Raw genomic sequence first — 19589 nt, 5'->3', positions numbered from 1 at the left:
AACAGAAATAGGCAGGGATCGCCGGGATCTCTGCCCATCTCAAGCCCGAAATTGGATCTCTTCTCGGCTTTCCTCAAGCCTCTTCAAGACTCCTGCGCCAGGCGAGCGTAAAACAAGCCTTGAACGCGAACAGTGTGGGGTTCCATCGCCCCTTGCTCGGTGCTGGAAGGCTGAATGCTAACAAAGGATCCCGCCATTTCGCCAGTGCTGGGATCCACGCGAGCAATCCGCAGGGACATTTTCCCCTGGGAAACCTCGTCCACCTTGCGGTTGGTGGCAAAATCATCTTTGGCAGCCTGTAGACCTACCGCAGTGTCGTAGCCGGTGTTGGATCCCCGCCCGCGCGGGTCGAGGAAGGTGCTGCTGTGATAGCCGGGCACCAAGAACTCCCCTTCAAAATCCGTCGAAGGGTCAATGGCAGATCCCCGCGCAGTGGCGACCAAGTCCTTCACGCTAAACAGAAACGGCACCAGCTCGCGGCGAGGCATTTGGCCGGTGGTCGGCTGAAAGGTGATCCCATCCACCACTTTGAGCTCCAGCACGCCGTCTTTGGGAGTCACCTCAGCTTTAATCGGCCCCAGAGTGGCCGCTGAGATCATGATGTTTTTGGCCTTGATGAACTCTTTCTCGCCGTTCCGCTTTTCCTCTTCCACCTCAATTTGCACTGGCTGGAAGCAGACATCCGTCAGCTTCAGGGATCCCCCCCTAGGCACTTCGATACGGCCCCGGGCGTTGTCCGAGACCGAAGGGCAAATGGCGGCCTTGCCGGTGTTGCGGATCTGGTCATAGGTCAGCGGCGCCTTGGCAGCCTTAGCCGGAACAGCAAAGACGCTCAAACAAAGCGCCAACAGGGTGGCGAGTAGTGGACGGTACCGCATAATCAACCTCGAAAAACCTTTTTTGAATCTGAACGCTGCTGGGGGAAATAAGCCCGAATGCCCCCATTGTACGCAATCGTGATCCCCCTCAGAGGAAGTGCCTCAAAATTAGCCACCCACCAACAGGGATCCCAGCCAGCGTTCCCGAATCTGGGTGACCAGCTCGCGGATAGGCTGTTGGTTGACACGGTAGCTGATGGGATGGGCAATCAGGCGAGCTGTACTCTCGAATAGGCAGTCTCGCTCGACCAGGCCGTTTTCCCTCAGGGTGCGCCCTGTGGCTACCAAGTCGACGATGGCATCGGCCATGCCGGTGAGGGGGGCCAACTCCACCGAACCATAGAGAGAGATAAGCTCCACCGGCAAATCCAGGCGGTCAAAATACTCCCGGGCGCAGCCGACAAACTTAGAAGCCACGCGGGCATGAGCAGGCAACTGAGCTGCCGAGTGGTAGGGGCTATCTTGGGGAAGGGCCACCGACATGCGACAGTGGCCAAATTGGAGATCCAACAGGTGGGCCACCCGCGCTTCGGTGCCGGCATAGCGCTCCCGCAAGACGTCGTAGCCGACAATGCCCAACTGCGCCTGCCCGTACTCCACGTACACCGGCACATCGTGAGTGCGCACCAGCAGCGCTTCGTAGCGTTGTCCGTTCAGCCGGGTGGGGGATTCAATCCGCAGCAGGCGATTGCCGGGATCCAAAAAACGACTAAAATCGATCCCCACCTGCTGCAGACATTGAATGGCCTCAGGCAGCAGGGCCCCCTTGGCCAGAGCAATCGTGATGGGTGGGCTGTCGGGACGGCCATCCAGCATTTTTTCAGCATCTACATCTACATCTGACCTTGATCTGATCTTGGGCCGGAAGTAATTGGTATGAACAAACACAAGAATCTCGGGATCCCCGCCTGCCGAGTGGACTCCTGGTAGAGACGGGTTAGAACGAGGGGCCTAGGGGGAAACATCAGCGAGAATGCCCAGAGACAGGCCGGCAGCAAGCGGGCTCTCCCAGAAAAGCAAGCCCCCTTGATTGTAAGGGATCGGAATCCCGGCAGCGATTCCCCAGCCTCTTGAAAGCCCCACCGGTTCTCCAGAATGCCTGGGATGTTGACATACTCCCCTGCCTAAAGGCAGGGGATCCTTGACGCTTCACAGACCGATGCCAGCAAGCTGGTCTTACTAGGACTCCGTCCCGCTGGCGCGAACAGTCTCCACCTCCGTTTTAGAGTCGGGCGCTCGCCTTGGCGGCGCGGAGCGCTTTGCCCCATCCCGACTTGCTCGATATTTTCAGAAGCCACCTCATCCCGGTCATGGACTGCTCCACAACCATCGCAGACCACCACCCGAGTGGCAAAGACCGCAACAGCGTTTCCAGCTTGCAAGCGCACTTGGTGTTTGTCACCCAATACAAACGCAGGATACTAAGGTTTGGACTTAATTGCGGCAGCATTTAAGAGCGTTGCCCAATCGATGGATTTTGGGATTTTAGAGTTTAACGGTGGAGCAGACCATGTTCATCTTTTGATTTTCTACCCACCTAAGTGGTCTTTTTCCAGATGGTTAACGCCCTCAAGGGAGTCTCCAGCCGCAGGTACGGGCAGGCTAAGTTTCCCAAGCCCTACGGCAAAACCGCCTTGTGGAGTCCTAGCTACTTTGCATCAGGTGTGGGTGGTGCTCCCCTGCAAGTCTTAGTTGCCTACATTCAGAACCAAGAAGAGCCGCCCTGTCGCGTCAGCGGGCCCTAGGCCTTAAGGGCGGGGTTTTAGACCCAGTTTTCTGATAAAAGACTGTTAACACAAACGCTCTCAGTGCAGGGCCATTGTCAGCAGCCCCTGCTGCCCCAGCAACACCTCCCGCAACAGGGTAACCAGGCCCACCCAAACCACAGGGGCCATGTCCACACCTCCCAGAGGCGGGATCAGGCGGCGGGTCGGGCGTAACAGAAACTCCGTCAGGCCGACCACCAGCGAGTAGGGCAACCGAGAAGTATCCAGTTGCGGATACCACGACAGAAAGATGCGCAGCACAAACAGGAGGGTGTAGAGCGCCAACAGCGGGCCAAGCACCCAAGAGGTGAGAATTGGCAGCATAGGTTACTCAAAGAACAGGTTTACTGGTGGCAGTTCTCTCCATTCTGCTCTAATTGGGAGGGTCTGCTGGAGTCCAGAGATACCTCGGGGAATGCAGGCGCTCGGCCCAAGTCAAACCCCAACTTTTTTAAACTTTAACCCTCTTCCCGAAAATGGCCTTACCGGCGGGGCAGCAACAGTTAAAGACTAGCGTCATAATGGACGTATCTTGCTGGACTGCAGGCAGGGATCCCATGCAAGGAAAACTACAAGAGATCGATATCCGCAGCATCCTTCAGCTCATCGAGCTGGGCCAGCGCACCGGTGAGCTTTTTGTAGAGGCCAGCCCCTCTGTCTACTGGTTTGTCTTCTTCCTGAATGGGCGGATTATCTACGCCTCTGAAACGGAAGGGAACATTGCCCGCCTCAGAGACTATCTGCACCGCTTCAAGCTGGAAGCCGCCCTGGAGGAAATTCAAATTCCCCACAAAGCCGCGGTCAACGCCCCCGAATACAACCGCCTCTGGTCTTTGCTGGAAAGCCACAAGCTCAACCCCAACCAGGGCAAGCAAATCCTGCTGGGCATGGTGCGGGAAGTCCTCTTCGACCTGCTCAGCCTCCACCAGGGTTCCTTCATTTTTGAGGCCGGATCCCCCCTGGCCCCCCAGTTGACCACCTTCCCCGTCACCCCCCTGCTCACCGAGATCGTAGCCCAAGTGCAGGAGTGGAAAAAACTGCACCCCTACATCCAAGCTCCCAACCAAGCTCCCACCATCGTCAACCCCCTGCCGCTCCAGCAAAACCTGCCCGCCCCCGTCTTCAAAGCCCTGAGCGAGTGGTCAGACGGCAAAACCAGCATTCGCCAGATGGGTCGCTACCTGGGTCGAGACACCCTGGCGGTGGCCAAGGCCATCTATCCCTACGTCCGCCAAGGGGCCATTCAACTGTCCGAGCCCGTCTTGATCGCGGAGCCCAAGCCCAGCCGTCCCCTCAAACCCAGCGATAAGCCCATCCACATCCTTTGCATCGACGACTCCATGGCCATCCAAAAAACCGTAGAGTTCATCCTGCAAAACGAGGGCTACCAGGTCACCACTATCGGCAATCCTCTCAAAGCCTTGGGACAGGTGTTTCTCCTCAACCCAGATATGATCCTCTGTGATGTGGCCATGCCCAAATTGGATGGGTATGAGCTGTGCGCCATGTTGCGCAAATCCAGCCAGTTCCGCGAAACCCCCATGATTATGCTGACCGGCAAGGATGGTTTTACCGACCGGATTAAGGCCCGCATGGCCGGAGCGAACGAATTTTTGAGCAAACCCTTTGCGGAAAAGGAGTTGTTGACCATTGTCGAATCCTACGTGGGCCCTCCCCCCAAACGGGGCGGTGGCGAATAGGCGTTGGGGTAGCCAAAATGTTGGCACAGAAGACTATAGGCGAAGTACTGGACAGAAGAGTGGCCTCACCGAAACAATAGGGGTAGCATGGCCGGCCCGGAGCCAGGGAGCCAGGTGAGGTTACAAGAGCAAACCTCAGTCAAAGCAGCCCGACGGTTGCGCGGGAGTGCAAAAGGAGCAAGACGGCGATGAGCAAAGTGCTGGTGGTGGATGACAACCGTACCTACCTGGAGACCATTTCCAGCTTGCTTTCCGAGAACGGTTTGGAAGTCTCCACAGCAACAGACGGCGTAGAGGCAATGGAGTGCATTCGCCAGCAGAAGCCTGATGTGGTGGTGCTGGATATTGTCATGCCGCGCATGAACGGCTACGAGGTATGCCGGGAAGTGAAGGGGGATGAAAGTACCAAACACATTCGCATCGTCATGTGTTCCACCAAAGACCAGACCTTTGATATCGAGTGGGCCAGGCGCAACCAGGCGGATGCCTATGTAACCAAGCCCTTTAAGCCCCAAGAGCTCCTGGCGACCATCAAACATCAATTGCGGGAGATGAATCGGAAATGAGTCGCGTTTTGGTGGTGGAAGATAGCCAATCCCAGCGGGAGATGATCAGCAAGCTGCTGCAGGAAAACGGCTTCGAGGTGATGACTGTGGAAGACGGGGTGGAGGCCGTAGAGGCGGTGAAGCAAAACAAACCCGACCTGATCGTGCTGGACATCGTCATGCCGCGCATGAACGGCTATGAGGTGTGCCGTCTTCTCAAGGCCGACCCTCTCACCCAAAAAACGCCCATCGTCATGTGTTCTTCCAAGGGCGAAGAATTTGACCGCTACTGGGGGATCCGCCAGGGAGCGGATGCCTACATTGCCAAGCCTTTCCAGCCCCAGGAACTGGTGGGTACGATTAAGCAATTACTGAGAGGCTGAGAGCTGCCCCTTCTGCTTCCACGCCTTTCGGTAGGTCCTGAGAACGACTCTGCGTTTTAAGCAGGGAGGGGGGCGGGATCAACAGTCCACAAGACTATCCATGCGGGGGAGCATCATGCTGGGGGATCTGGATTTATTGATGGGGGATGAGACCCAAGAGTTGCGGGAGATGGAGGCTCCCGAAGGTGAGCTATTCCTAAAGTTCAAGATTGCCACCGGGGAGGAATTTGCGCTGCCAGCGGTATCGGTTGTGGAGGTGATGAGCATTGGCCCAGAGAAAATCACCCCCATGCCCAATGTGGCCCCAGTTTTGCTGGGCACGCTGAATTTGCGGGGCGAGATCATCTGGGTTGCAGACCTGGGGCAATTTTTGGGGATCAGCCCGCCCCTGAACATCGACCGAGCCGAGATTCCTGTGGTGGCCGTGATGGATCAACAGGATTTGCTCATGGGCTTGGCTGTGGATTTAATTGTAGGCATGGAGTGGCTGAAGACTGAATTGGTGCGGCCTGCCCTCACGGCTCCTGAGTCCATGGCTCCTTTTTTGCGAGGGGAATGGGTGGTGCCCGGAACGGGATCGCGCTTGCCCTTGCTGGATCAGTCGGCCATTCTGAGATCCCATCGTTGGGGTTGACAAGCGGCCCCCTGTGAGTTCGGCGAGAGGAAAGTGTATAGTTCCTATCAAAGATCCAAGCTGACTCCATTCACAATGGGGAAAGCTGGACTGATGCTATCCCCTGCTGATGCGTAAGGGTGAGATTGCATAGTGGCCAAACCTTGAGAGGGCGGCAGAAAAGTGCATTCTTGACCGAATGGGGGCAGAAGGAGAGATAGCCTGCATCTATTATTCTAAGAGGTTCTGAGGTGTTGGGGGCGTTCCGTTTGCATCTGTGTTGAAGCGTGAACAGAGGTAGCCAAGCAGTGAAGGGAGGATCCATGGTTCCGAGCGCGAACAGTCAGAGAGACTACACCGATGCGGTGGCCGCCTTTTGGCAGGGAGACTACGTCCAGGCGGTGCGGTTGTTCAACCAAGTGGCTGCTGCTCAACCGCAAGATACTGCTGTCAAGCTGCTGCTGGCTTCAGCACAAAAACAAGCTGGGCAGTTGTTGGAAGCTCGCCAAACCTACAACACCATTTTACAAACAGCCAGTGATCCCGATGAGCTGGAGTCGGCCCGGAAGGGTCTAGAAGAGCTGTTGCAAATGGCACCGGAGCTGGCGGACATTTCCGATTCCCCAAGAGCGGACGAGTTTCGCCCTCAAGATGAGTTTGCACCTGGGTCGGATGCCTTTTCGGAAGAGGCTTTCCCTGCTGCCGATCCCTTCTTGCAGTTCGAGGGGATGGGGGAAGAGGAGGCGGATCCCTTCGCTCAAGATCCGTTTCCGCTGGAGGCGGACAGCCTTAGCGGCGATGGCGAAGTCTTCATGGGAGAAGAGAGATTTGGGGATCCCTTTGAGACCGGCCTGCAAATGCCGGGAGCTGATCCATTGTGTTCATCTTACCAGATGCCAACCCATTCTCGGGTAACACCACCGGCCACCTCGCGACGGGTAGGCTCGGAAGAGGGCGGGCCTCAAACCGATCCGGTGGTCGAAGATGACTTTGCCTTCCTCAACGAGTTCGATCGAGAGCATCTGGAAACCCTAGAAGGCGACTCCGACTCCATTACGCAGTTGGCCGGCGATGCCGATTTTCCCGATGAGATGGGCTTCTCCCTGCCCGGTCTTGAGGAAGAGGAAGGGGGATCCCTGGAAGAAAGCCTGCCGACCGAATTGGCTGCCCCCATGAGTGAGCCGATCCCTGCCCCCGATGAAGATACTGCCAGTCCCGGCTCTGCCCTCTTCGAGCTTGACGAGCTAGACAGCCTGGATCGCGAACTTGCCGGCATGGATGGCGGTGAGCCGGTGGGTGCCTTCCGCCCAGATGAGGGGGCGACCGGGGGGATGAGCCCAATGGCGGAGACCGGCAGCGGAGCGGCCCAAGTTCTGCAGCCTCAACGTCTGCCCACGGCCTCACTCCCCATCCCCAGTGCAGGCGAACAAGGGGCAAGAACCTCTGCCGGGATCGCCAACCGACCGATTGCGGATCGGCAATTGGCCATAGCGCTTATCCAAGGAGCTGTGAGTTTGGCTGCCGGCTTGGCGATTGGCCTTGGGATCCCGGCCAATGGGGGAGCTCGCTTGATTGCCGGGGTGATTGGAGGTGGGGTGATCGGCACAGGAGCAGGGGTTATCCTTGGAGCCGGCAGTGCCAAACAAGTTCGCTCCACCGCCCAAGAGCTGGCCAGTCATTTTGCCGCCTTGGCTCAGGGGAATTATTCAGTACGAGCCACAGTCAACACCCACGATGAGCTGGGGCGCTTGGCCGACAGCTTTAACCAGATGGCGGCTGCCATCGAAGCCAACTTCACCGAACTGAACCAGCGGGCTGCCGAGCAAGGGCAAGCTAAGGAAGACCTACAGCGCCAGGTGATTCGCCTGCTGGACGACGTGGAAGGAGCTGCCCGTGGAGACCTGACGGTGCGGGCAGAGGTGACTGCCGACGTGCTAGGGGCTGTGGCCGACTCCTTTAACCTGACCATTCGCAGTCTGCGAGACATTGTCAGCCAGGTGAAGCGGGCTGCTGCCGCCGTGAACGATGCCGCCTTGCAGAACGAGGACTTTGCCCGCAGCCTCTCTGCCGATGCTTTGCGCCAGGCGGAGGAGATCTCCAACTCCCTCAACTCCATTCAGGAGATGACGGACTCCATTCAACAGGTGGCCAGCAACGCCCGCGAAGCGGCCAACGTGACCGCCCAGGCCACAGAAGCAGCCGCTCGAGGCGGAGAAGCTGTGGATCGCACGGTGAGTGGCATCCTGGAGATCCGCGAAACCGTGGCAGAAACCACCCGCAAAGTGAAGCGATTGGCGGAATCCTCGCAGGAAATTTCCAAAATCGTGGCTTTGATCTCTCAAATTGCCTCTCGCACCAACCTGCTTGCCCTGAACGCCAGTATCGAGGCGGCCCGAGCCGGGGAATCGGGACGGGGTTTTGCCATTGTGGCCGACGAAGTGCGACAACTGGCCGACCGAGCCGCCAAAGCCTCGAAGGAGATCGAGCAGATCGTGTTGCAGATTCAATCGGAAACCGGCAACGTGATGACGGCTATGGAAGAAGGCACCCAACTGGTGATCGAGGGGACGCGGCGGGCCGAGCAGGCCAAGAACAGCCTGGACGAGATTATCGAGGTCAGTCGCCGGATCGACGAGTTGGTGCGGGCGATCTCTCAGGCCACCGTGCAACAAACGGAAACCTCTCGCTCTGTGGCGCAGGTGATGCAATCGGTGGAGTTGACCGCCAACGAGACTTCTAAAGAGGCGCAGAAGGTGGCAACTTCGCTACAACAGTTGGTGAGCATTGCCCGTGAGCTGCAAACTTCTGTCGGTCGGTTCCGGGTTGGGGATGAATGAGCAAATTTGCTGTTTTGAGGGCATTCTAGGGGCAAGGATCCCCATGAAGGAGAAGTCCCCGCTCTTCAATGGCAGTGGGATCCCCCTGTTGCAACTGTTGGCCGGACTTTTCGCCCAGGCGAGCCTCACCCTGTCCGGTCTGTTATTACTGAATGAAAACTTGTGGGCTGTAGGAAGGGCCTCCTGCCATGAATGAAGAAGCACAGAAGCGGATCCTCAGTTATTTCATCGAAGAAGCCCGCGACCACTTGGCAACGATTGAACAAGTGCTCCTCAGCCTGCGGGACAGCATGAGCGATCCCGAGCTGATCAACGAGCTGTTCCGAGCTGCTCACTCCATCAAGGGGGGAGCTGCCATGCTGGGCCTCACCAGCATCCAACGGACGGCCCACCGCATGGAAGATTTTTTCAACATCTTTCGCTCTCGCCCAGGCGGAGTGCCCGTCGATCAGCACCTGGAAACCCTGCTGCTGCGGGCCTTTGATGGGCTTTCGATGTTGTTGGAGGAGCTGCAGAGCCCCCGCGGCCTCACCCAGGAAGTCAGCAACACCACCCTGGCGGAACTGGAGCCGGTTTTTCAAGAGACCGAAAGGCACATTCAAAATCTTCTTGGCGAGGGCACTGTCTCAGCTCCCGTCTCGCCGCCGGCGGTTCGCACCCTGCAGCAGGACATGGCGGAGGTGGTGCCGCAGCAGTTGCGCCAGATGCTGGAGCTGTTTAAACAACGGGATCAGGCAGATGTCCGAAAGCGTTTGGTGGCGGCGAACGCCGTTCTCAAGGAGATCGGGCAAGTCCATCATCTGGCGGGCTGGCAACAGTTGACGGAAACCTTCGAGCAAGCCCTGGGCAACCCCGATGCCGACCTGCGAACTTTGGCTTTGGTTGCCTTGCGGGATTTGAAGCAAGGGCAGCAGCTTATCTTGGCCGGCAAGCCTGAGCAGGTTGCCCCTTCTTCAGAATTGCAACAATTGGCTCGCCCTGCCGCCCCTCCTGCCCCGCCGGATCCCCTTGAGGTGGTGGTGCATCAGCAGATCCCGGCCTTGTTGCGCCAGATGTTGGAACTCTTCAAACGTCCCGACGACCCAGCCACTCGACCGGCCCTGCAAGCGTTGGCGCAATCTTTGCAGGATTTGGGGCAATCCTCGGCTCTGGAACTGGGGGGCTGGACAGATTTGACCCGCTTGATCGGCGAGATTTTGGCGGATCCCGGCCAGGATTTGCGACAACTGGCCCTGCCGGTGCTGCGAGATCTGAAGCAAGCGCACCAAGCTCTGGCCGGCGGAGCGGCAAACACCATCCGACCCTCGGCTGAGTTGCTGGCTTTCCGCCCTGTTCCGGCAGCCCCTGAAGAGCCAGAAGTCCCTGAGCCCTTCGAGCTTGGTCTGGCTTGGGGGTCTGAGGCAGAGCCGTCATTCCCAGAACCTGGGGGTGCCCCAGAGGATTGGGCTGCGGCTGCTGGGATCCCTGCGGAGGAAAGCGCTGCCCCCGATCTGAGCTGGGAAGCGGTAACCCTCGCTGAGACATCCTTTCAAGAGGATGAGCCCGGAGCTGCCCTGTCGCCGGAGCAGGAGAGCGCAGAGGCAAGCGGAGATCTGGCGGCGGAACAGCCCTCATCCCTTTGGGAAGTGGGCACTGCTGAGGACTCCGTCCCGCTGGCGGGAACAGATTCAGAGCACCGATCTGCTCCCGCGGAAGAGGGGGATCTGGATCTGAGTTGGCCAGGGATCCGAGCCGAAGCGGCTTGGGAGGAAGACTGGAGGACAGCTGCCGTGCCGGCAGAAAGCCCAGAAGAGGACGGGCAGGGAGCTGACTTGGCCTCTGTTGCGGACGACTTCGGTCGCGTTAGCGGAGCGGAGCTCTATGCCACCCCCTTGGATCTGGAGGAAGAAGCCACCTCGGCCTTTGACGAGCTGTTCGCCAACGCAGAAGCGCTATCCGATATTGAAGAATTCCCAACGGAGCTGATCCCCTCCTCTCCTGAGCCCCTCTTGCAGACCTTTGAGGATCTGAGCCCAAGGTTGGACGAGGAGAGAGCCGAGGCAGATCTAGCGGAGCTGTTTGCCGAAGTGGTGAGTGAAGAGACAGAGGGGTTTGTCTCTGCTGAGCTCGCCTGGGATGCTGGACAGGAGCCGACTGACCGGAGCGCTGCTGCGGACATGAGCGAGGGATCCGGCTTTGTCCCAGACGAAGCCGCAAGTGCCGGGGTAGAGGCCCTATTTGAGCTGGAGGAACTTCCCGTAGAGAGTGCTTTCCGGCAGGAAGGGTCTCAGCTTCCGGACTTGGAGGCCGTTCCCGCTGGTGAGCCGGAGGCCGATCCTTGGGCGGCTGAACCGTCCCCACCCCTTCAGGAAGCCCTTGAGGACGGGGAAATCGCAGCAGACCTTTGGGCTGAATTTTCCGCGGATATCCAGCCGGAGGATTTTTCCATCCCAGCAGATTATCTGGCAGAGTCGGGATCCGACGAGGTGGGATCCTTAGAGTCCGCTGACTCTGCTGCCTTCGATACTGCCGAAGACAGCCTGGAGAGCTTTTTTTCCACCCCTGCGGCAGAAGCCGATCCGGCTTGGTCGATGCCGGAAGCAAGTGAACCTTCCGTATTTTTGGATCCCTCTTTTGGCCCATCCCTGGACATCGCTGAGGCTGATGCTGCCGAAGCTGAGCAACTGGGGGATCTCTTTATCGGCGAACCCTTCCCCACGTCGCCCGACATGGCCAATGAGCCGAGGGAATCGCCAATTCCAGACTTCGGAGCCGAGCTGAGCCTAGGGGATCTCTTCGCCGGCGAGACCCTCGAGGAGGCGTCCGATGGGGACTCCATCCCCCTGACCCAATCAGCAGCTGGGGACACAGCAGAAGCCCAAGAGTGGGCGCTTCTGGAGAATCTGTTCCCGGTGCAGGAGGAGTCTTTCGCGGAGCTGCAACCCACGGCTGAGGAGACAGCCACCCCTTCCCCGGAGATCTCCTTCGACCGCCTCGATGCCCTATTCACCCAGGAATCCGACCCAGAAGAACTGAGCCTGGGGGCCAGGGGATCCCTCTCGGCCATGGATAGCGACAGCCAGGTGGATCTGGATGAGTTGAGCCAGTTCTTTGCAGAAGGGGAAGCGCCCCAAGAAGAACCCCCCTTGGATCTTGCCACCTTCCTGGAGGACACAGAAGCTTTGCAAGCGAGCAGCCTGGCGGAAGTGCCCGTGTCTGAGCCAGAGCCGCCGGTTGCCGCACTGGAGGAAGAAAATGCCCTCCAGCCTGCGGAGGACGATCTGGAAAGCCAGTTGGCCAGCCTGTTTGCAGAGGATGAATCCTTAGCCGTTCCTGTTGGCGAGGCCGAGACCCCAGAGGAAGAGGCGCTGGAAGCTGCTCGGGCTCCCCGTTTGGACGATTTGGCCGCCCTCTTCGACGCTGCCGAGCCGGCGGTAACCCCTGAGCTAGAAAAGGCTATCGCCCCCCTTGTGGGATCCCCTGCAGCCGCGAGCGGCGAGGCTGCTGACGACTTTGCAGCCCAGCTGGAATCGCTCCTGGGCGATCTCGAGGTTCCTGCCCAAGCACCTGCTGCGGAGCCAGCACCTTCGCCGCCAGTTGCCGCTGCTGCTCCAGCAACCCCCACCCCAGCAGCAGCTGCCCCGGCGGCAACTGGGCCGACTTCACGGCGAACTGCTGCCCTCAGCAACCCCGTGATGCGGGTGGAGGTGCGCCACCTCGACTCCATCAACAACCTGGTGGGAGAGTTGGTGGTCATCCGCAACAGCATGGAGCAAAACCAAACCCGTCTGCGCCAGTTTCTGGATGGCCTGTTGGGCCGTGTGCAACAGCTAGGGGATCTGGGCCAGCGCATGCGGGATCAGTATGACCGCTCCTTGCTGGAATCGGCTTTGTTCTCCAGCCGCAGCGGCTCAGCCTATGGCGGCACGGTGACGGTGGGCTTCGGTCGAAATGGCGAGGGATCCACCCGAGGCAGGCGCGGCCATTCCTCCGGCCAAGAGTTCGACAAGCTGGAGATGGACCAGTTTACGGCCTTCCACGCTCTGGCCCAGGAGATCATTGAGCTCATCGTGCGGGTGCGCGAGTCCTCCTCCGACATCGAGTTTGCCGTGGATGAGGCAGAGCAGATTACCCGCCAATTTCGCCAGGTGACCACCCAACTGCAAGAGGGCCTGAACCGGGCGCGCATGGTGCCCTTCTCGCAAGTTGCCGACCGCTTGCCCCGCGCCATTCGGGATCTCTCCATCAAAACGGGCAAGCAGGCCAGCCTGGTGGTGGAGGGACGCGACACCCTTATCGACAAGGCCATCCTGGAGGAGCTCTATGACCCGATGACCCATCTGGTGAACAACGCTCTGGTTCACGGGATCGAGCCCCCTGAGGAGCGTCGCCGGGCGGGCAAACCCCCTGAGGGCAAGATCGTCGTCAAAGCCTTCTATCAGGGCAACCAGACGATCATCATCGTCTCGGACGACGGCGCCGGGATCCCGGTGGAGAAAGTCAAGGCCAAAGCTCAAAGGTTGGGGCTGCTGGCGGAACAAGCCGACGAGGACGAAGTGTTCAACGTTCTCTTCCACCCCGGCTTCAGTGTTCGCGAGGCCAGCGAAGTGGACGATCTGGCCGGTCGGGGGGTTGGCTTGGATGTGGTGCGCCGCAACATCACCGATCTGCGCGGCAGTATCCAAGTGGATTCTGTGCGGGGCAAAGGAACCACCTTCACCATCCGTCTCCCCCTCACCCTGAGCATCTCCAAGGCCATGGTGTGTGTCAGCGACAAAGCCCTGATCGCCTTCCCCCTGGATGGCGTGGAGGAGATGCTGGATGTTCCTGCCGACGAAGTTCAGCCGGATGAGCAGGGGCGGCCCTCAATTCTCTGGCGGGATCAGCGCCTTCCCTTCCAGCCCCTCTCGAATCTGCTGGCCTACAGCCGCAGCCACAGCCGCAGCCGTTCTGAGGTGTACAGCATCACTCAGGATGAGGGCATCATTCCCATTGTCATCCTGCAAAGTGCCGGTCAGTATGTTGCTCTGCAGGTGGACAGCTTTGTGGAAGAGCAGGAAATCGTGATCAAGCAACTGCGCGGGCCTGTGCCCAAGCCGCCGGGCATTTCTGGGGCAACGGTGTTGGGGAACGGGCGGGTGCTGCCGATTGCCGACATCATCGAGCTGGTGGACATAGCCCACGGTCGCCGTCGGGATCTCAACCGCTTCTGGCTGGATCACCGGGATGAGGAGCCGACCCCGGAAGAGGTGCGTCAGACCACGGTGCTGATCGTGGACGACTCGATTACCGTTCGGGAGCTGCTCTCAATGTCTTTCCAGAAGGTGGGCTACCGGGTGGAACAGGCGCGGGATGGCCAGGATGCCTGGGAAAAGCTGCGCGGCGGCCTGCCCTGCGACCTTATCTTCTGCGACATTGAGATGCCGCGCATGGACGGCCTAGAGCTGCTCACCCGCCTGCGAGAAGACAGCAACTTCAAGCATCTTCCGGTTGCCATGCTCACCTCGCGGGGGGCAGAACGGCACCGGCAAACAGCACGGGAACTGGGAGCAACTGCCTACTTCACCAAGCCCTATCTGGAAGAGGAGCTGCTCAGCGCTGCTGCCCGCATGCTGCGAGGAGAACAGTTGTTGGCGCCTAACCCAACTTCCCAATCACAACAGTAGTGCAGTTCTGGACGGGGTGCTGTAGGCATGGCACTCTTGTATCAGCGGGTGCCGAACAGGCGATCCCCTGCATCTCCCAGGCCGGGGATGATGTACCCGTGCTCGTCTAGGCCATCGTCTACAGCAGCGGTATAAATCGGCACATCCGGGTTCTGTTTGTGGAAATATCGGATCCCTTCTGGGGCGGCCACCAGGCAAATGAAGCGGATCGACTTGGGTCGAGTTTGGCGTAGGCGTGCCACAGCCGCTGCTGCCGAATGGCCGGTGGCCAACATCGGATCCACCACCAGCACCTCACGATCCTCGATATCGGTGGGCACCTTGAAGTAGTACTCGATGGGGATCAGGGTATGGGGATCCCGATACAAGCCAATATGCCCCACCCGTGCTGATGGGATCAGCTCCAGCATGCCGTCGAGGAGCCCTTGGCCGGCCCGCAGGATCGAGACCAGCACCAGCTTTTTCTCTGCCGCCAACATCGGCGCCAACATTGGGGCCATCGGGGTTTGAATGGGCTGCAGCTTGAGGGGCAAATCGCGGGTCACCTCGTAGGCCATCAAGAGGCTGATCTCCCGCATCAGCGCCCGGAAGTCGGCGGTTGTGGTTTCAACACGGCGCATGAGGCTGAGCTTGTGCTGTACCAGAGGGTGATCGATGGTAATCACCTGGGCCGCCATGCTGTGCTCCTGAGATAAAGGGATCCCGTGATGGATGCCAGAATAGCAGAAGCGCTTGTCCCCCCGGTGGGCCGAAGGCTCTATCTGCTTGCTGTTGTCAAGGGGAGTAATCCGTGCAGATCCGCTTTGCTGTGGTGAGCGATCCCCACGTCGCCCTCCCTTCCACCCTTTGGGATCACCCCAGCCGATTTCACCTGGTAGAGGTGAGCATCCCGGCTCTGGAACAGGTTTTGCAGCATCTGGTGCAGTTGCCTCTGGATTTTCTGCTGTTGCCGGGGGATCTGACCCAGCATGGGGAGCCGGAAAACCATGCATGGCTGGCAGAGCGGCTGGCTCGACTGCCCTTTCCGGCTTTTGTGGTGCCCGGCAACCACGATGTGCCCCAGCCCGAGGCCAGCGGGCGCTCTATTGGTTTGGCGGATTTTCCCCGCTACTACCGAGCTTTTGGCTACGAGGATGGGCAGTCTTTGGATTACAGCCGGGTTCTGCGGCCAGGGATCCGTTTGATCGGCCTCAATTCCAACCATTTTGATGCTCAGGGTCAATTGGTAGGGTGTCTAACCCCAGAACAACTGACCTGGCTGGAGAAAGAATTGGCGGCAGCCGAGGAAGAGCTGGTGCTGCTGATGGTGCACCATAATGTGGTCGAGCATCTGCGCGGCCAGTCTCTCCATCCCTGGGGGCGTCGCTACATGCTGGAGAATGCCTCTCAGTTGCGGCGGCTGCTGCAAGCTTATGGGGTGCAACTGGTGTTCACCGGACATCTGCACATCCAGCACATCGCCCGACGAGGGGGGGTTTACGACATTACCACCGGCTCTTTGGTCAGCTTTCCCCACCCCTACCGCCTTGTCGAGATCCGGTCGGATCGAGAGACCGGAATCCAAGTCCATATCCAGAGCTACCGGGTGGGATCCCTGCCCGATTGGCCCGATTTGCAAGCGTTCTCCCGGGAGTGGATGGCCCAGCGCAGCGAACCAGCGGTGGTTAAGTTTTTAACCTCCGCACCGCTGAATTTGCCTTTGGAACAGGCACAAGCCTTGGCCCCACAATTGCGCTACTTTTGGGCAGCGGTGGCTGCCGGGGATCCAGACCTCACTTTCCCAGACTTTCCCCAGCCAGCAGGCCGATTTCTGGAGCGTTTCAGCCGTTGTTTTCGCTGCCCGCCTGATAACCAGGCCCAGTTTCAGTTCGCTTCCAATTTCTTTTCCAATTCTTTTCCAATTTCTAGGGATCCCCCCGAAGGGGGAACAAAAAAGTCTTCCTGGAAGGGAAGATCCTAATCCCCAAGTTTCCAATTTCTAGGGATCCCCCCGAAGGGGGAACACAAACATTAATATACCAGGTCCGGCATACAAAATATTAATGTTTCCAATTTCTAGGGATCCCCCCGAAGGGGGAACTACATGCAAAGTGTACTTGAGGGTATAGCGAAGTTTCCAATTTCTAGGGATCCCCCCGAAGGGGGAACAGTATCAAGATAGCGATCTGTTGGTCCTCGGTGTTGTTTCCAATTTCTAGGGATCCCCCCGAAGGGGGAACGTTCTTTACCCTCTGTTAAGGGAGGTCTACTATGTATTATGTTTCCAATTTCTAGGGATCCCCCCGAAGGGGGAACTTTTGGGCCAATGTTTGATTGGCTCACCGACCTCGAAACGTGTTTCCAATTTCTAGGGATCCCCCCGAAGGGGGAACAAGCGGTAAAAGCCCTGCGTAAGCAGGCTAAAGCCGCACGTTTCCAATTTCTAGGGATCCCCCCGAAGGGGGAACATGGGAGCAAGCGCTTGTATATGCGCCACTGCTCTTTCCGTTGTTTCCAATTTCTAGGGATCCCCCCGAAGGGGGAACCAAGGGCAAGTATTTCACATTGTTGAAGTCCGTGTAAAGTTTCCAATTTCTAGGGATCCCCCCGAAGGGGGAACAAACCGTCCTCTGCTATGGAGACATGGCGGTTTCTGGTTTCCAATTTCTAGGGATCCCCCCGAAGGGGGAACTACTTATACCCGCCTTTGATAGAGACTTCTACAACATGCAAGTTTCCAATTTCTAGGGATCCCCCCGAAGGGGGAACTTTGTGGGTACAGAATATCTCTGCCCATTGATGAATACGGTTTCCAATTTCTAGGGATCCCCCCGAAGGGGGAACTCTCATTCCATCAGGAGACTCACCGTAAGTTTCAGTGGTAAGTTTCCAATTTCTAGGGATCCCCCCGAAGGGGGAACATCAACTAGTTGAGGTTGCATCCCAATTCGGTTCAGTTGTTTCCAATTTCTAGGGATCCCCCCGAAGGGGGAACAAAACTATCTCTCTCTCTTTGGAGGTCAATATGTCTATTGTTTCCAATTTCTAGGGATCCCCCCGAAGGGGGAACTTCGCCGTGTTAAGTTGATATGCCGCACGTACTGCACGGCGTTTCCAATTTCTAGGGATCCCCCCGAAGGGGGAACCTGCACAAGTTGTTTCGTAAGAGCAGCTTTGCAGTCCGAAAGGTTTCCAATTTCTAGGGATCCCCCCGAAGGGGGAACGAAGAAGTTGTGCGGGAAGCACTCAGAATGGTTGAAGTTTCCAATTTCTAGGGATCCCCCCGAAGGGGGAACACCCCGAGGCTCATTCTAACAATACTACAAAAATTCCTAAAGTTTCCAATTTCTAGGGATCCCCCCGAAGGGGGAACTCGAACAAACGGGGGTTCTTAACGGAGGTTTAAGAAGTTTCCAATTTCTAGGGATCCCCCCGAAGGGGGAACAAATTTAACAGTGAAGTTAAACGAAGCCTCCGTAAGAAGGTTTCCAATTTCTAGGGATCCCCCCGAAGGGGGAACGCTCAGAGCAGCATTGCAGTACCAAGCCGCCAAGCTTGGTAGTTTCCAATTTCTAGGGATCCCCCCGAAGGGGGAACCCCTAGTACTCTGGAAGCATCCCAGAGACCTTCCCGGGCGTTTCCAATTTCTAGGGATCCCCCCGAAGGGGGAACATAGCGGCTTTTGCCTCACACATTTCTCTAATTTGTCTCCGTTTCCAATTTCTAGGGATCCCCCCGAAGGGGGAACTAAAAAAAGGCTGCCAATAAGGCAGCCTTCGAGAGTTTCCAATTTCTAGGGATCCCCCCGAAGGGGGAACTTTTGTCACGATCTTCATCGAAGTAAACCCTGGTAGTGTCGGTTTCCAATTTCTAGGGATCCCCCCGAAGGGGGAACAGGGTGTTCCCTTCACCAATAACCAGGCTGAACGAGAGTTTCCAATTTCTAGGGATCCCCCCGAAGGGGGAACTTACACAGATAGGGTTGTCCGGGAACGCATGCCCGGATGTTTCCAATTTCTAGGGATCCCCCCGAAGGGGGAACCTCAGGTGGGCACTGACCTTCATTGATCTTGACCCCATTGGTTTCCAATTTCTAGGGATCCCCCCGAAGGGGGAACTCGTTCATTTCTACATCCCGGTAACCCGCCATAACTAGTTTCCAATTTCTAGGGATCCCCCCGAAGGGGGAACCAAAAGATCTTTGGTCGCTGCTACACAGCAGATCTTTGGCGAGTTTCCAATTTCTAGGGATCCCCCCGAAGGGGGAACACAAAGCAACTGTACTCTCATTAGATACAGAGCTTAGTTTCCAATTTCTAGGGATCCCCCCGAAGGGGGAACTTACTGATGGGCCCCTGGCCCTGATGGCGTTTGCCTACGTCTTCCCGTTTCCAATTTCTAGGGATCCCCCCGAAGGGGGAACTCCTGCGTATGTAGTACAGCAAGTACAGGACGCTTATTGTTTCCAATTTCTAGGGATCCCCCCGAAGGGGGAACGCCGCCAGGGGAGCTACCGATTAGGCACATTTCTCGTTTCCAATTTCTAGGGATCCCCCCGAAGGGGGAACTGCCGTTAGCTTATTATAAGCCTCTTCCACGTCCCTTTGGAGTTTCCAATTTCTAGGGATCCCCCCGAAGGGGGAACTGAAACTATAAAAGCACCTCAAATGCAATATGCATTGTGGGTTTCCAATTTCTAGGGATCCCCCCGAAGGGGGAACGGAATACCTGGGTGCTTTAGGGGGAGGTTTAGTTATTGTTTCCAATTTCTAGGGATCCCCCCGAAGGGGGAACAAGTGCTACCTGGCCCCACCCGATTTCCTCGCTCGGTTGTTTCCAATTTCTAGGGATCCCCCCGAAGGGGGAACCTCTACTGCTGCCGAGTAGCTTAGCTCTGGTGGGAATGTTTCCAATTTCTAGGGATCCCCCCGAAGGGGGAACACCCACCCAACACAAAATAGTGCGGGTGGCACATAGAGGTTTCCAATTTCTAGGGATCCCCCCGAAGGGGGAACTCGAGATGGCCAAGGCGGCCTATGAGTGCAAATTCGGCGAGTTTCCAATTTCTAGGGATCCCCCCGAAGGGGGAACCATAAGCCAGGAAGTAAGGTCTTCCGTTAAACAATCGGCGAGTTTCCAATTTCTAGGGATCCCCCCGAAGGGGGAACAGGGAGGTAGTTATGCCAAAGTACACGAAGGAGCAGATGTTTCCAATTTCTAGGGATCCCCCCGAAGGGGGAACC

10 protein-coding genes, 2 pseudogenes and 1 CRISPR repeat array (1 of these 13 cut by a window edge) are annotated in these 19589 nt (G+C 57.7%); of the genes and pseudogenes, 8 read left to right on the top strand and 4 right to left on the bottom strand.

The features are described from left to right. Positions 1-83 precede the first annotated feature (83 nt). Positions 84-878, bottom strand: a complete 795-nt coding sequence (locus ACVWZ1_RS06970) for a photosystem II manganese-stabilizing polypeptide (protein ID WP_457502943.1) — start codon at positions 876-878, stop codon at positions 84-86. Between the two features lie 108 nt (positions 879-986). Continuing rightward, positions 987-1694: an ATP phosphoribosyltransferase gene (gene hisG, locus ACVWZ1_RS06965; RefSeq protein WP_457467059.1), complete on the bottom strand. Its 708-nt coding sequence runs from the start codon at positions 1692-1694 to the stop codon at positions 987-989. A 494-nt stretch (positions 1695-2188) separates the two neighbouring features. On the opposite strand from hisG, the pseudogene tnpA reads away from it, so the two are divergent. Continuing rightward, positions 2189-2623 (top strand): annotated as a pseudogene (gene tnpA, locus ACVWZ1_RS06960) (IS200/IS605 family transposase). 60 nt (positions 2624-2683) lie between these two features. Here the strand turns inward: tnpA and ACVWZ1_RS06955 are convergent. Further along, a complete protein-coding gene (locus tag ACVWZ1_RS06955; RefSeq protein WP_011433534.1) occupies positions 2684-2968 on the bottom strand; it encodes a YggT family protein in 285 nt (94 codons plus the stop codon). A 233-nt stretch (positions 2969-3201) separates the two neighbouring features. Here ACVWZ1_RS06955 and ACVWZ1_RS06950 point away from each other — a divergent pair, with 233 nt between their 5' ends. From ACVWZ1_RS06950 to ACVWZ1_RS06925, 6 genes are all read left to right on the top strand, one after another. Beyond that, on the top strand, positions 3202-4344 hold the full coding sequence (locus tag ACVWZ1_RS06950; protein WP_457467058.1) for a response regulator: 1143 nt from the start codon (positions 3202-3204) through the stop codon (positions 4342-4344). 188 nt (positions 4345-4532) lie between these two features. Further along, positions 4533-4910, top strand: coding sequence for a response regulator (locus ACVWZ1_RS06945; protein ID WP_414328794.1), 378 nt, complete (start codon positions 4533-4535; stop codon positions 4908-4910). Continuing rightward, entirely contained in the window at positions 4907-5272 is a 366-nt protein-coding gene (locus tag ACVWZ1_RS06940; RefSeq protein WP_011433531.1) for a response regulator transcription factor, read from the top strand. Before ACVWZ1_RS06945 ends, ACVWZ1_RS06940 begins: the two co-directional genes overlap by 4 nt. Positions 5273-5387: 115 nt before the next feature. Next, on the top strand, positions 5388-5906 hold the full coding sequence (locus ACVWZ1_RS06935; RefSeq protein WP_457467057.1) for a CheW domain-containing protein: 519 nt from the start codon (positions 5388-5390) through the stop codon (positions 5904-5906). 302 nt (positions 5907-6208) lie between these two features. After that, positions 6209-8722 carry a methyl-accepting chemotaxis protein gene (locus ACVWZ1_RS06930; RefSeq protein WP_457502942.1) on the top strand — a complete coding sequence of 838 codons (2514 nt, stop codon included), beginning with the start codon at positions 6209-6211 and terminating at the stop codon, positions 8720-8722. Between the two features lie 188 nt (positions 8723-8910). After that, the gene (locus ACVWZ1_RS06925; RefSeq protein ID WP_457502940.1) at positions 8911-14367 is read left to right on the top strand and encodes a response regulator; all 5457 of its coding nucleotides are present in this window, start codon (positions 8911-8913) and stop codon (positions 14365-14367) included. Between the two features lie 41 nt (positions 14368-14408). Here ACVWZ1_RS06925 and upp read toward each other — a convergent pair whose 3' ends face one another. Beyond that, complete coding sequence (gene upp, locus ACVWZ1_RS06920) at positions 14409-15044, bottom strand: uracil phosphoribosyltransferase (RefSeq protein WP_414355913.1); 636 nt, start codon at positions 15042-15044, stop codon at positions 14409-14411. A gap of 113 nt (positions 15045-15157) precedes the next feature. Here upp and ACVWZ1_RS06915 point away from each other — a divergent pair. Next, a pseudogene (locus ACVWZ1_RS06915) lies at positions 15158-15811 on the top strand (metallophosphoesterase family protein); the annotation flags it as partial. Positions 15812-16260: 449 nt separating this feature from the next. After that, positions 16261-19589: a CRISPR direct-repeat array (repeat unit 36 nt; unit sequence GTTTCCAATTTCTAGGGATCCCCCCGAAGGGGGAAC); it runs 5198 nt beyond the window's last position.

It is taken from the genome of Thermostichus sp. MS-CIW-25, from assembly GCF_054060015.1.
Note: the sequence above shows the minus strand (reverse complement) of the source record. Positions and strands in the feature narration are given on the sequence as shown.

Bases quoted from the DNA above. Each gene is read 5' to 3' on its own strand.
- ACVWZ1_RS06925 (WP_457502940.1), top strand. From the start codon at position 8,911: ATGAATGAAGAAGCACAGAAGCGGATCCTCAGTTATTTCATCGAAGAA.
- ACVWZ1_RS06970 (WP_457502943.1), bottom strand. From the start codon at position 878: ATGCGGTACCGTCCACTACTCGCCACCCTGTTGGCGCTTTGTTTGAGC.
- ACVWZ1_RS06955 (WP_011433534.1), bottom strand. From the start codon at position 2,968: ATGCTGCCAATTCTCACCTCTTGGGTGCTTGGCCCGCTGTTGGCGCTC.
- upp (WP_414355913.1), bottom strand. From the start codon at position 15,044: ATGGCGGCCCAGGTGATTACCATCGATCACCCTCTGGTACAGCACAAG.
- ACVWZ1_RS06950 (WP_457467058.1), top strand. From the start codon at position 3,202: ATGCAAGGAAAACTACAAGAGATCGATATCCGCAGCATCCTTCAGCTC.
- hisG (WP_457467059.1), bottom strand. From the start codon at position 1,694: ATGCTGGATGGCCGTCCCGACAGCCCACCCATCACGATTGCTCTGGCC.
- ACVWZ1_RS06935 (WP_457467057.1), top strand. From the start codon at position 5,388: ATGCTGGGGGATCTGGATTTATTGATGGGGGATGAGACCCAAGAGTTG.
- ACVWZ1_RS06945 (WP_414328794.1), top strand. From the start codon at position 4,533: ATGAGCAAAGTGCTGGTGGTGGATGACAACCGTACCTACCTGGAGACC.
- ACVWZ1_RS06930 (WP_457502942.1), top strand. From the start codon at position 6,209: ATGGTTCCGAGCGCGAACAGTCAGAGAGACTACACCGATGCGGTGGCC.
- ACVWZ1_RS06940 (WP_011433531.1), top strand. From the start codon at position 4,907: ATGAGTCGCGTTTTGGTGGTGGAAGATAGCCAATCCCAGCGGGAGATG.